The sequence below is a fragment of the Klebsiella sp. RHBSTW-00215 genome, assembly GCF_014103785.1.
Taxonomy (GTDB): Bacteria; Pseudomonadota; Gammaproteobacteria; order Enterobacterales; family Enterobacteriaceae; genus Klebsiella.
The window spans coordinates 5,551,551-5,564,145 of sequence record NZ_JABXQS010000001.1 but is presented as its reverse complement, the minus strand read 5'-3'; the positions used below and the strand labels follow the sequence as shown (position 1 = coordinate 5,564,145).

Below are 12,595 nucleotides of genomic sequence, written 5' to 3'. Positions count from 1 at the left end.
TAACCTGCCCAAAATAATTGGGTTGGGAAAATGCATGCCGGTTTCGACCGGCACTTACGGGAGATCGCTATGACTGATATTACGCAGTTACTTGGCAAAGATGCCGACACGCTTTTACAGCACCGTTGTATGACTATTCCAGCCGACCAACTCTATTTGCCGGGTTCGGACTACGTCGATCGGGTGATGGTTGATAACAATCGTCCACCGGCGGTGCTGCGTAATATGCAAACCCTGTATAACACCGGACGCCTGGCGGGAACCGGATATCTGTCTATCCTGCCGGTTGACCAGGGCGTAGAGCATTCTGCTGGCGCTTCTTTTGCCGCCAACCCGCTGTACTTTGATCCGAAAAATATCGTCGAACTGGCTATTGAAGCCGGTTGTAACTGCGTGGCCTCCACCTATGGCGTGCTGGCCTCGGTGTCACGCCGCTACGCGCACCGCATCCCCTTCCTGGTCAAACTGAACCATAACGAAACGCTGAGCTACCCGACTGAATACGACCAGACGCTGTACGCCAGCGTTGAGCAGGCGTTCAATATGGGAGCCGTGGCGGTAGGGGCGACGATCTATTTCGGTTCTGAACAATCTCGTCGCCAGCTTGAGGAGATTTCTGTGGCCTTTGAGCGCGCGCATGAGCTGGGCCTGGTGACCGTGCTGTGGGCCTATCTGCGCAATCCGGCGTTCAAGAAAGATGGTGTCGATTATCACGTTTCCGCCGACTTAACCGGCCAGGCCAACCATCTGGCGGCCACTATCGGCGCGGATATTGTGAAGCAGAAGATGGCGGAGAATAACGGCGGCTATAAGGCGGTGAACTTCGGCTATACCGATGATCGGGTTTACAGCAAATTAACCACTGAGAACCCGATTGATTTGGTGCGTTATCAGCTGGCGAACTGCTATATGGGCCGCGCAGGGTTGATTAACTCCGGCGGTGCGGCGGGTGGCGAAACCGATCTGAGCGACGCCGTACGTACGGCGGTTATCAATAAACGTGCGGGTGGCATGGGGTTGATTCTGGGCCGTAAGGCGTTTAAAAAATCGATGGCCGACGGCGTGAAGCTGATTAACGCCGTGCAGGACGTTTATCTGGATAGCAAAGTCACCATCGCCTGATAAGCACCGGCGTCAGCTGAAGCTGCGTTGCGCGTTGTTTCCCGGAGGCGGCGCTTGACGCGCCTTGTCCGGGCTACCGGTCCGCAGAAGGCTGTGAACCCGTAGCCCGGGTAAGGCGTTTACGCCGCGACCCGGGTCTTGCTTAATCGCGAATCAGCCGCGCCGTGTGCTGGAGCGTTTTATACGCTTCGTAACGACGCTGATGATCGGCGCTAAATTGCTCTTCGCAGCGGTAAGTTTTATCCACTCGGGTAAACTGCTTCATGGCTTCTGGCAGCGAAGGGGCAATTTTACCCGCCACGGCACCGAGAATCGCCGAACCTAACAGCACCGGTTCGCTGGACTCGGTACTGACCACGTTAATGCCGCAAGCGTCTGCCAACAGCTGGCGAACTAAAGGATGTTGACCTGCGCCGCCGCTGATGACGATATTTTCGCTATCAATCCCGCAATTTTTCTGCGCATCGATAATCTGCCGCAGACCGTAGCCGATACCGCACAATCCCGCGACGTACAGCGCAATCAGGTTTTCCAGATCCCGCTCCATCCCCAGCCCGGCGATAATCGCTTTCGCGTTCGGGTCCGCCAGCGGCGCACGGTTGCCTAAAAACTCCGGCACCACGTGCAGACCGGCAGCGAGCTTGACTGCTTCGGAAGGATTATCCACCTGCGCCAGCACTCTATCGGCAAGATACACCGGTAGCGGGACACCGGCTTCTTTTGCCAGCGCTTTAGCCTCTGTGGCGGCGGGATGAAAACTCAATAGCTGGTCGATAGCCGCACCGGCCGCGCTCTGGCCGCCTTCGCTTAACCAGAATCCCGGCACCATGGCGGAATAGTAAGGCCCCCACACGCCGGGCACAAAGACGGCATCCTGGGTGGTGGTCATGGTGCAGGAAGACGTGCCGAATACGTAGGCCATATTATTGACCGCGCCGTTAAGCACGCCAACGGTACCAATCCCGCCCGCGTGGGCGTCAATCATGCCGACCGCCACCGGCGTGCCGACGGGCAGGCCCATCTCATCTGCTGCTGTTGCGCACAGACCGCCCTCGCAGGGCGTTCCCGGATCGACAATACGCTGGCCGATGCGGACAAAATCTTCATCCGCCAGTTCTTCAAGACCAATCTGGCGGAAGTAACCGGCATCCCAGCGTTTTTCATGCGCCAGATAGGTCCATTTACAGGTGACGGTACACACCGAGCGGGCTAAATCGCCGGTTGAGCGCCAGGTAAGATAATCCGCGAGGTCAAAGAAGTGGCGCGCCTGTTGATAGATTTGTGGACGATTCTCCTTCAGCCACAGGATCTTCGGCGTTTCCATCTCCGGCGAAATTTTACCGCCGACGTACTGCAACACCGCGTGGCCCGTGGCGTTGATCTTTTCTGCTTGCCCGGTAGCACGGTGATCCATCCAGACGATGATGTTGCGATCAGGATCTTCTGAAGGACCCACCGCCAGCGGCGCGTTGTTTTCGCCAATCACCACCAGCGAGCAGGTGGCGTCGAAGCCGATACCGGCTATTGACGACGGCTCAACACCGGCGTTGGCTACCGCCGTTTTAATGCAGTAGCACACCGCCTGCCAGATCTCGCGGCTCGACTGTTCAACCACGCTTCCGGCGCTGCGGAACAGGGTGATTTCTCGGGTGGCATGGGCCAGCAGCTCGCCCTGCAGATTGAATACGCCCGCGCGAACGCTGCCTGAACCAACATCCACGCCAATAATATTTTGAGTATTGCTTTGCATAAAATCCTCTTTAGCAGTCTGGTTGACGGTTAGAGATCCACACTGTTAGGCAGGATAACAATGTCGCGTACGGTGACGTTTTTCGAACGTGTCACCATAAACAGCACTGACTCGGCTACTTCAATGGGTTGCATCAGGCTACCGTTGGCCAGCGCTTCGTCCATTTTGGCTTTTGGCCAGTCGTCCAGCAGGGCAGTAACCACCGGACCCGGCAGCACGGCACCGACGCGCACGCCGTGCTGAGAAACCTGGCGACGGGTGGTGTGGACAAATGCCTGGACGGCAAATTTCGACGCGGTATAGATAGGTTCCCAGATAACCGGCACCACGCCGGCAATAGAACTGGTGAAAATAATATCGCCGGATTTTTGCGCGATCAGATGCGGCAGGACGCTACGCACGCAGCGGAAAGCGGCGTTGATATTGAGATGCAGCACGCGATCCCATACATCCGGATCTCCCTCGGCGACCGGCCCGCCGATGTAGGCTCCGGCGTTGGCGTGGAAAATATCAAGACCACCGGCGAGGTTAACGATACCCGTCAGAATATTATCGACCTGGTCGGCTTGCATCAGATCAACCTGTAGAGCAAAGGCGTTTTCGCCCAGCTCGGCGACGATTTTGTTGAGCTTTTCGCCTTCGCGGTCGATAAGCACCACTTTTGCGCCAGCCCCCAGCAGGGTTTTAGCGCATTCGAGGCCGATACCGGATGCCGCGCCGGTGACGGCGGCGACTTTGCCAGCAAGAGAAGTATTCATAGAGGAGACAGAGTGGTTCATTTTATAATCCTTTGCAGAGTCTGGTTGAAACTATCGAACGCGAGAGCGTCACGTTCGAGGCTATGGACTAAAACCTGGTAATATATTGAATATCAGCATCATTTATTCAGGTTTGCTGGAATGTTAACGCTGTATGCGCTAATACTTCGTAGCGTGAAATGGATGCTCAATCGATGAAGCTCATGTTGCGCTAGCTTCATCGATTGAGCAAGTGGGGAAATTAACAGCGAAATGAATTTGTGACGCAAGTTGGGAAAATGAAGAAAATCACGATTTACGACCTGGCGGAGCTATCCGGCGTGTCGGCAAGCGCAGTGAGCGCCATCCTTAACGGCAACTGGAAGAAGCGGCGTATTAGCGCGAAGCTTGCCGAAAAGGTGACGCTGATTGCTGAGGAGCAGGGCTATGCGGTTAATCGCCAGGCCAGCATGTTGCGCAGTAAAAAATCACACGTGATCGGCATGATTGTCCCCAAATACGATAACCGCTATTTCGGATCGGTTGCCGAGCGTTTTGAGGAGATGGCCCGCGAGCGCGGCCTGCTGCCGATTATTACCTGCACACGTCGTAGCCCGGAACTGGAAATCGAAGCGGTAAAAGCGATGCTCTCCTGGCAGGTGGATTGGGTGGTAGCGACCGGGGCGACCAACCCGGACAAGATTACCGCGTTATGCCAGCAGGCGGGGGTGCCGACGGTTAATCTCGACTTACCCGGTTCTCTTGCGCCATCAGTGATTTCGGATAACTACGGCGGTGCCAAAGCGCTGACCCACAAGATCCTCGACAACAGCGCCAGGCGCTGGGGGGAGCAGGCTCCGTTGACCTTTATCGGCGGGCGCAGTAGCGACCATAACACCATCGAGCGTTTACGCGGTTTTCATGATGCTCATCAGGAGCTGGGGCTGAGCGTGCCTGAAGCAAATATTCTGGCTCCAGGCTATTCAAAAGGAAAAGTCGAGGCTTGCCTGCAAGAGCGGTTTGGTCCGACTGATATTCATCTGCAGGGGCTGTTCGTTAACTCAACCATTTCTCTGGAAGGCGTGGTGCGATGGTTGTCGCAGGCGGGGCTCACCGGTAGCGGTCAGCCGCCAATGGGCTGCTTTGACTGGGACCCGTTTGTCTATCTGCTGGGACACGATATTGATATGGTGCAGCAGAACGTCCCGGCGATGCTGGAGGCGGTATTTAGTATCATCGACTCCGGCGATGCCAGCCAGCAGCGGATTGAGATCCCGCCGCTGTTGATGAGCAGCCGCTGATTCGGCTGTTGACGTTAACGCGTCAGCAGCCAGCGGGCGGTGTGTTCATCGGTCACCAGGCCGTTGACCCAACCGCCTTTAAGCGCCGCCAGAATGGCCGGACGCTTGTACTCTCCGCACGCCACCGCGATCCGTGGACACTGGTTCTGGCGAATGTCGTAGCTGGTGATCATTCTGTTGATTTCGCTGTCGACCACGCCGCCTTCGGCATTGATAAAGCGCCCCATGATCTCGCCGATCCCGCCTTGCGCGGTCACCTCGTCCATTTGCGCCTGATTGATAAAACCGTCTTTAAATATCGGGCTTTGCGGGCCTAATGGCCCAATCCCCACGAAGATAACGTCCGCCTGGCGGGCGACGGCAGAAACGTTGCGGAACAGTCGGCTGGTGCACCACATATCGTACTCCTCCTGGGTCTGCGCATAGCGCGGAGCGGGCCATTGATAGTACTTCGCTTTGATTTTGCTGGTCAGCAACAGAGGAACATCATCGTAATAGTTACACTGGCCGTCGGCGTCCATGGCGCTTATGAGCGCCACGCAACGGGTATTCAGGCTATCGAAATCGATACGCTGAAGGGTTTTTTTCAAGGTCAGGCCGGAACCGAGGCCGATGATTTTCTCTTTATCATCCTGTAAATAGCGAGCCATCAGCTGGTAGCAGCCAAACGACACGCTATCCAGCGTGCTTTCTTCGCTAAAGGCGGGCACGATATTGCATTCGATAAGTTGGTACTTTTCCTGCAATAATTGCGCGTAATCGAGGCAGTTTGCTACCGGATGGTGCAAACTAATCGATACGATCCCTTCTTCTTTCGCCGCCGCAATCAACCGCTGCACCACTGGCCTTGAAGTACCAAGCTGACTGGCGATTTCGCTCTGGTTTTGTCCGGCGATGTAGTACATCCATGCGGCGCGGACCTTCTGATCCAGCCGGATATCATCTTCTTTACTCATGGTTTCCTGCCCTAAGTTTCTGGCCACAGCGATAAATTCGCCTGGCGAATAACCGCATTCTGGCTGCGGTCGGGATAACTGGCAAGCTTTTGCTCTTTACTGGTCATTTGTAATTTAATTGGGTAATTGTTCTTTTGTGATCCATCGCTCTTATTTAGGTCAAATGATCAATTACAGTGAGCCCATCAACTCAAGGAGAGCAGAACATGAACAATCAATTCACATGGCTTCACATTGGTCTGGGTTCTTTTCATCGCGCACATCAGGCGTGGTATCTGCATCGTCTGATTGTTTCTGGTGATAAGCGTTGGCACATCGCGGCGGGGAATATTCGCAACGATGCCGAGCAGGTGGTCCAGGCGCTGGCGGCGCAGGGTGGGCGTTACGTGCTGGAAACCGTCAGCCCGGAAGGGGAGAGTGAATATGAAGAGATCACCTCTATTCAGAAACTGCTGCCGTGGCAGGCAGGGTTGCAGCCGCTGATTAACGAAGGGGCAAATCCGCAAACTAAAGTTATCGCCTTTACCGTAACGGAAGGGGGTTACTACCTGAACACCAGCCATAAACTGGAAACCAACAACCCCGATTTGATCGCCGACCTTAAGGGCGATTGCAAAACCATTTACGGCACTATCGCGCGGATTCTGGAAAAACGTATGGCCGATAACGCCGGGCCGTTAACCTTGCTGAACTGCGACAACGTGCGTCACAACGGCGAGCGGTTCCACGATGGTATGGTTGAATTCCTAGCGCTGACCGGCAAACAGGCAGTGATTGACTGGATGGCAGCCAACACCACCTGCCCGAACACCATGGTGGACCGCATTACCCCGCGTCCGGCGGCTGAACTACCGGCACGCATCAAAGCGCAAACCGGCATTGATGACAAAGCGCCGGTGATGGGTGAAACCTTTATCCAGTGGGTAGTGGAAAATAACTTCCGCGACGAACGCCCGAACCTGGAAGCGGTCGGCGTGGAGATGGTGGAGTCGGTTATCCCTTATGAAGAAGCGAAAATCCGCATTCTCAACTCTTCCCATAGCTGCATTGCGTGGGCGGGCACCTTAATCGGCCAGCAGTATATTCATGAAAGTACGCTAACGGATTTCATCTACGCTATTGCCGACCGCTACGTCACAGAAGATGTGATCCCATGCCTAGGCGATAACGGCATTGATTTACCGACCTATCGCGATGTGGTCCTGAAGCGCTTTACCAACCCGTACATCCAGGATACCAACCAGCGCGTCGCTGCCGATGGTTTCTCGAAAATTCCGGCGATGATCGCGCCGACTCTGCAAGAGTGCTATCGCCGCGGCGCTCGCCCGGAAGCAACCGCCATGCTGCCCGCACTGTTCTTCGTCTTTATGGAGCAGTGGCATAAAGGAACCCTGCCATATGAATACCAGGACGGGATCCTCGACGCTCAGGCGGTACATGAAATGTTTGAAGCCAGCGACCCGGTAGCCGTCTATGCTCGCGATAAAGCGCTATTTGGCGAACTGGCCGACAACGCTGATTTCCTGGCGCTGATGCGCGAGAAGATCGCCGCCGTTTATGCACTGATTAAATAAGAGGTGGCTATGTATCTGGGTATCGATCTCGGCACGTCGGAAGTCAAAGCGCTGGTCATTGATGAGAACAATGAGGTTATCGCCAGCCATAGCGCGCCGCTGAGTATTCAGCGGCCCCATCCGCACTGGTCAGAACAATCGCCGCAATCCTGGTGGGAGGCGACGGAATATCTGATGACCACGCTACGGGAAAAATGCGCACAGCACTGGCCAGCAATCAAAGCCATTGGCCTTTCCGGGCAGATGCACGGCGCGGTGCTGCTGGACGCGTCGGGGGAGGTGATTCGCCCGGCGATTCTGTGGAATGACACCCGCTGCGCCGAGGAGTGCGAAGAGCTGGAAGAGATGGCACCGGAGCTGCATCAGGTGGCAGGAAATCTGGCAATGCCGGGCTTCACTGCACCGAAGCTGCTGTGGGTTCGTCGTCATGAGCCGCAAAACTTTAAACGTACCGCGACGGTGCTGCTGCCGAAGGATTATCTGCGCTACCAGATGACCGGCAAGAAAGTCTCCGATATGTCAGACGCCGCCGGGACGCTGTGGCTGGACGTGGCGAAACGCGACTGGTCTGATTCGCTGCTGGATAAATGCGGATTGTCGCGTGGCCATATGCCAACGTTGGTTGAGGGCTGCGAGGTTTCCGCCACGCTTGACCCGCAGGTAGCGGAGCGCTGGGGGCTGAACGCCTCGGTGGTGGTCGCCGGTGGCGGCGGAGATAACGCGGTCAGCGCCATTGGTGTTGGCGCGGTCTCGCCGGGCGATGCGTTTATTTCGCTCGGCACATCCGGAGTACTGTTTGTGGTGACCGACGCCTATCGTCCGGCCCCGCAGTCGGCGGTACATGCTTTCTGTCACGTGCTGCCGAATCTGTGGCATCAGATGAGCGTGATGCTCAGTGCTGCCAGCTGTTTGCAGTGGTTCTGTCGCCTGACCGGCACTACGGAAGTGGCGCTGCTGGAGGAGATTGCTGAATTAAGTGACGAAGAGAAAGCCAATGCGCCGTTCTTCTTGCCTTATCTCTCCGGGGAACGCACGCCGCATAACGACCCTGAAGCGCGCGGAATGTTCTGGGGAATGACCCATTCCAGCCTGCGCGCCCAGCTTGGTTACGCGGTGCTTGAAGGGGTGAGTTTTGGTATCAACGATGGCCTGCGGGTGCTGAAAGAGAGCGGTACGCAGATCGATCAATGCTCGCTGGTTGGCGGTGGTGCCCGCAGTCCATTCTGGGCGCAACTGCTGGCCGATATCCTCGATATGCCGGTGGTGACCCACAAAGGCGGGGAGACCGGTGGCGCACTGGGCGCGGCGCGGCTGGCCTGTCTGGCGGCGGGTAAACCGCTTGCGGCGGTGTGTGAAAAACCGGAAATCTGGCAGACCTGGCAGGCGGACCCGGTTCGTCATCAAACCCTGATGCAACGCTACGCGCAGTTTAACGCTTTGTATTTAAACGACCTGAACTTCCGTAAACACTAATTTTAAAAACATACCCTAAATAATTCGAGTTGCAGCAAGGCGGCGACGCAGTGAATCTCCAGGAGCTTACATAAGTAAGTGACTGGAGTGAACGAGGAAGGCAACACAGCTGCGGTTTGAATTATGACGGGTAGAATGGCCCTCCGGTGAAATCGCCGGAGCGGCCTCCTGTACCCTAAATACGAGGTCATTATGTCCGTAAATAATAAACAGTGGCTCGGTTTACCCCTGAATCTGATATGGGGATATGTCGCCATTGCCGTGTTTATGACCGGTGACGGTTTCGAACTGGCATTCCTGTCGCACTACATTAAAGAGCTTGGTTTCACCCCGGCGCAGGCCTCATTTGCCTTTACCCTGTACGGACTGGCCGCCGCGCTGTCGGCGTGGATTTCCGGCGTCGTAGCGGAAATTATCACCCCGCTAAAAACCATGATGATTGGCTTCGTGCTGTGGTGCGTATTCCACGTACTGTTCCTGGTTTTCGGCCTTGGACACGCCAACTATGCGCTGATCTTGATTTTCTACGGTATCCGCGGCTTCGCGTATCCGCTGTTCCTCTACTCGTTCATCGTCGCCATTATCCATAACGTCAAAAGCGATAGCGCCAGTTCGGCCATCGGTTGGTTCTGGGCGGTTTACTCTGTCGGTATCGGCGTTTTCGGCAGCTATATTCCGAGTTTCACCATCCCGCATATCGGCGAGCTGGGGACATTGTGGCTGGCGCTGGCTTTCTGCGTGACCGGTGGGATCATTGCGCTGGCCTCGTTGCGTAACATTCAAACTCCGCACCATATGCGAAATTTGACCACTCGAGAGAAATTTTCCGAACTGGGACGCGCGGCGACGCTGCTCTATACCAACCGCAATATTATGTTGTCCAGCATGGTGCGTATCATCAATACGCTGTCATTGTTTGGCTTTGCGGTAATCATGCCGATGATGTTTGTCGATGAACTGGGTTTCACCACTTCTGAATGGTTGCAGGTGTGGGCCGTCTTCTTCTTTACCACCATTTTCTCCAACGTACTGTGGGGGATTCTGGGCGAAAAACTGGGCTGGATTAAAGTGGTGCGCTGGTTTGGCTGCGTCGGTATGGCGCTCTCCAGCCTGGCGTTTTATTACATCCCGCAGCACTTCGGGCACAACTTCGCCATGGCGATGATTCCGGCCGTTGCTCTGGGGATCTTTGTCGCCGCTTTCGTGCCGCTGGCTGCCGTATTCCCGGCGCTGGAGCCGAAGCACAAAGGTGCGGCGATTTCGGTGTATAACCTGTCTGCGGGGATGTCGAACTTTCTCGCCCCGGCGATTGCGGTGATATTGCTGCCGTTCTTCAGCACCATTGGGGTGGTTATCGCCTATACGGCGCTGTACGTGGTGGCATTTTTCCTTTGCGCATTTATTCGCGTCGAGCAGCCGGGATTTTCCCACAAGGAAGCGCCCGCCAGCGAGCAGGTTGAGTTTTCTTAACGTTGTGCGGCTGGCATGAGATTCATGCCAGCCTTATTGAGGTGGATGATGAGTATTAAAGCAGTCATTTTTGACATGGATGGTGTGATTATTGATTCCGAAATCCTGTGGCGACAGGCGCAAATAGAAGCGCTGGCGCAATGGGGGGCAACGGTAAGTATCGATGAGTGTGAAACGCTGACCAAAGGTAAACGCCTTGACGACATTGCGCGCACCTGGTGCCAGCATTGTCGACTTGATGTTGCGCCACAGCGGCTTGAAGAAGCTATACTGCAGCGCATCACTGGCCTGATATCTGCCGAAGGTGAGCCGATGAACGGCGTGCGCGAGGCGTTAAGCTATTTCCGCCATGTCGGGTATAAAATTGCGTTGGCAACCTCATCATCCCATCAGGTTATTTCCGCAGTACTGAACAAACTCTCCCTTTGGCACTATTTTGATGTGGTTTCCAGCGCGGACGATGAGGAATGCGGCAAACCTCATCCGGCGGTTTACTTGTCAACGCTGCGCAAGCTCAACCTCAACGCCAGTCAGTGCCTGGTGATTGAAGACAGCTTTAACGGTTTTAGCGCCGCTCAGGCAGCAAACATCCCCACTATCGTTATCGCCGAAGATTGCCAGCATGGTCGTTTTCAAGCCGCCGCGGGTCGCTATCGGGCGTTACCTGAACTGCTGGAAGCTCTTTCTGCAGAGCCTGAGGCGGCGGTATAAGTCAGTAATTTGTGAGCGCAGAAAGTTTCAGGATGTACCCGGTCGGTTAATCTCTTTTCTGCGCTCACGCTCCTCTTTTTATCATGCCGATCGCCCTCACATTTCGCCCTTCTTTTGTGAAAACAATCACGCCCCGTCGTGCCAATGCCCAAATTTAATCTCTTGCTTAGCGGTGATTGTCCGAGGCACTGCTGCGTAATTGTGCTTAGATTAGATATTGAAACGTTTTTTCAATAATGTGAAACCACTTTGCCGATTTGCGTCTATAGATCGGGTTTGGCTGCGATAAGGACTGAGAATGAAAATTGAATCTGTAAATGTCACCGTTTTCCAGTATCCCACTCGTCGGGTTTCCGACAGCGCCGGGCACTCCCATCCGGGAGCCGAAAGCATGGCAAAAATGGCGATGCTGACCATTACTGCCGATGATGGCACCCAGGGTTTTTCGTTTGCGCCGCCGGAAGTGGTGCGTCCGTTTGTGGTGAACACTTTTTTCCGCAAGGTGATGGTGGGGCAGGACCCGTTTAACCGCGAGCGTATCTGGCAGGATCTTAATCACTGGCAGCGCGGTAGCGCCCATCAGTTGACCGAACGTGCGCTGTCGTTTGTCGAGCAGGCGCTGTGGGATCTGATTGGTCGCAAACTCAATATGCCGGTTTACAAACTACTTGGCGGCTATCGCGATACGGTTCCGGCCTATGGCAGTACCATGTGCGGCGACGATCTGCCTGGCGGACTGTCGACCCCGGATGAGTATGCGTCATTTGCTGAAACGCTGGTGGCCCGTGGCTACAAGGCCATCAAGCTGCACACCTGGATGCCGCCGATCTCTTTTGCGCCAAATCCGAAAATGGACATCAAAGCCTGCGCGGCGGTGCGTGAAGCGGTAGGGCCGGATATCGACCTGATGATTGATGGCTATCACTGGTACAGCCGTGCCGAAGCGCTGTGGATTGGCAAAGAGCTGGAAAAACTGAATTTCGCCTGGTTTGAAGAGCCGATGGAAGAGGACTCGATGTCTTCTTACGCATGGCTGGCGGAAAACCTGTCGATTCCCATCGTCGGACCGGAGAGCTTCGGCGGCAAACACCATATGCGCGCCGAATGGGTGAAAGCCGGAGCCTGCGACATCCTGCGCGCCGGATCCAACGGCGTTGGCGGTATTACGCCAACGATGAAGGTGGCGGCGCTGGCGGAGTCGTTTGGTATGGATTGTGAAGTCCATGGTAACGGCGCGGCGAGCCTGGCAGTGGTCGGCGCGATCCGTAACTGTCGCTGGTACGAGCGCGGCCTGCTGCACCCGTTCCTCGATTACGATGAGCCAGCCGCGTATCTCAACAGCATTGTCGACCCGATGGATGACCAGGGATTAGTGCATTTGTCACAACGACCAGGTCTCGGTGAAGACATTAATTTTGCGTATATCGAAGCCAATACCGTTAGCCACGACTAATTAATAAAAATTCCAAAGGCTTAAGGCTTATTGGGTTTGGGCGAACGG

The 12,595-nt window shown here is 55.3% G+C and carries 10 protein-coding genes; 7 read left to right on the top strand and 3 right to left on the bottom strand.

The features are described from left to right. The first annotated feature begins 69 nt into the window (after window positions 1–69). Window positions 70–1,122 carry a class I fructose-bisphosphate aldolase gene (fbaB, locus tag HV127_RS26530; RefSeq protein WP_112213138.1) on the top strand — a complete coding sequence of 351 codons (1,053 nt, stop codon included), beginning with the start codon at window positions 70–72 and terminating at the stop codon, window positions 1,120–1,122. Between the two features lie 142 nt (window positions 1,123–1,264). Here the strand turns inward: fbaB and HV127_RS26525 are convergent, their stop codons facing one another. Both HV127_RS26525 and HV127_RS26520 read right to left on the bottom strand, forming a co-directional pair. Further along, on the bottom strand, window positions 1,265–2,872 hold the full coding sequence (locus tag HV127_RS26525) for an FGGY-family carbohydrate kinase (RefSeq protein WP_182239886.1): 1,608 nt from the start codon (window positions 2,870–2,872) through the stop codon (window positions 1,265–1,267). 29 nt (window positions 2,873–2,901) lie between these two features. Next, a complete protein-coding gene (locus HV127_RS26520) occupies window positions 2,902–3,651 on the bottom strand; it encodes an SDR family oxidoreductase (protein ID WP_181485635.1) in 750 nt (249 codons plus the stop codon). Window positions 3,652–3,908: 257 nt separating this feature from the next. On the opposite strand from HV127_RS26520, the gene HV127_RS26515 reads away from it, so the two are divergent. Beyond that, complete coding sequence (locus HV127_RS26515; protein ID WP_182207341.1) at window positions 3,909–4,910, top strand: LacI family DNA-binding transcriptional regulator; 1,002 nt, start codon at window positions 3,909–3,911, stop codon at window positions 4,908–4,910. 14 nt (window positions 4,911–4,924) lie between these two features. On the opposite strand, the gene HV127_RS26510 is transcribed toward HV127_RS26515, so the two are convergent. Then, window positions 4,925–5,866: a sugar-binding domain-containing protein gene (locus HV127_RS26510; RefSeq protein ID WP_182239884.1), complete on the bottom strand. Its 942-nt coding sequence runs from the start codon at window positions 5,864–5,866 to the stop codon at window positions 4,925–4,927. Window positions 5,867–6,072: 206 nt separating this feature from the next. On the opposite strand from HV127_RS26510, the gene dalD reads away from it, so the two are divergent. The 5 genes from dalD to HV127_RS26485 all read left to right on the top strand — a co-directional run bounded on the left by dalD (window position 6,073) and on the right by HV127_RS26485 (window position 12,547). After that, entirely contained in the window at window positions 6,073–7,440 is a 1,368-nt protein-coding gene (gene dalD / locus HV127_RS26505) for a D-arabinitol 4-dehydrogenase (RefSeq protein ID WP_182239882.1), read from the top strand. 9 nt (window positions 7,441–7,449) lie between these two features. Next, entirely contained in the window at window positions 7,450–8,913 is a 1,464-nt protein-coding gene (gene xylB, locus HV127_RS26500) for a xylulokinase (protein WP_182239880.1), read from the top strand. 192 nt (window positions 8,914–9,105) lie between these two features. After that, window positions 9,106–10,383 carry an RbtT/DalT/CsbX family MFS transporter gene (locus HV127_RS26495; RefSeq protein ID WP_182207338.1) on the top strand — a complete coding sequence of 426 codons (1,278 nt, stop codon included), beginning with the start codon at window positions 9,106–9,108 and terminating at the stop codon, window positions 10,381–10,383. A 48-nt stretch (window positions 10,384–10,431) separates the two neighbouring features. Next, complete coding sequence (gene hxpB / locus HV127_RS26490) at window positions 10,432–11,094, top strand: hexitol phosphatase HxpB (RefSeq protein WP_182240855.1); 663 nt, start codon at window positions 10,432–10,434, stop codon at window positions 11,092–11,094. Window positions 11,095–11,392: 298 nt separating this feature from the next. Continuing rightward, window positions 11,393–12,547, top strand: coding sequence for a mandelate racemase family protein (locus HV127_RS26485; protein ID WP_181485641.1), 1,155 nt, complete (start codon window positions 11,393–11,395; stop codon window positions 12,545–12,547). Window positions 12,548–12,595 lie beyond the last annotated feature (48 nt).

Excerpts from the sequence above, each read along its gene's own strand:
- fbaB (WP_112213138.1), top strand. The coding sequence starts at position 70 with ATGACTGATATTACGCAGTTACTTGGCAAAGATGCCGACACGCTTTTA.
- HV127_RS26525 (WP_182239886.1), bottom strand. The coding sequence starts at position 2,872 with ATGCAAAGCAATACTCAAAATATTATTGGCGTGGATGTTGGTTCAGGC.
- HV127_RS26520 (WP_181485635.1), bottom strand. The coding sequence starts at position 3,651 with ATGAACCACTCTGTCTCCTCTATGAATACTTCTCTTGCTGGCAAAGTC.
- HV127_RS26515 (WP_182207341.1), top strand. The coding sequence starts at position 3,909 with ATGAAGAAAATCACGATTTACGACCTGGCGGAGCTATCCGGCGTGTCG.
- HV127_RS26510 (WP_182239884.1), bottom strand. The coding sequence starts at position 5,866 with ATGAGTAAAGAAGATGATATCCGGCTGGATCAGAAGGTCCGCGCCGCA.
- dalD (WP_182239882.1), top strand. The coding sequence starts at position 6,073 with ATGAACAATCAATTCACATGGCTTCACATTGGTCTGGGTTCTTTTCAT.
- xylB (WP_182239880.1), top strand. The coding sequence starts at position 7,450 with ATGTATCTGGGTATCGATCTCGGCACGTCGGAAGTCAAAGCGCTGGTC.
- HV127_RS26495 (WP_182207338.1), top strand. The coding sequence starts at position 9,106 with ATGTCCGTAAATAATAAACAGTGGCTCGGTTTACCCCTGAATCTGATA.
- hxpB (WP_182240855.1), top strand. The coding sequence starts at position 10,432 with ATGAGTATTAAAGCAGTCATTTTTGACATGGATGGTGTGATTATTGAT.
- HV127_RS26485 (WP_181485641.1), top strand. The coding sequence starts at position 11,393 with ATGAAAATTGAATCTGTAAATGTCACCGTTTTCCAGTATCCCACTCGT.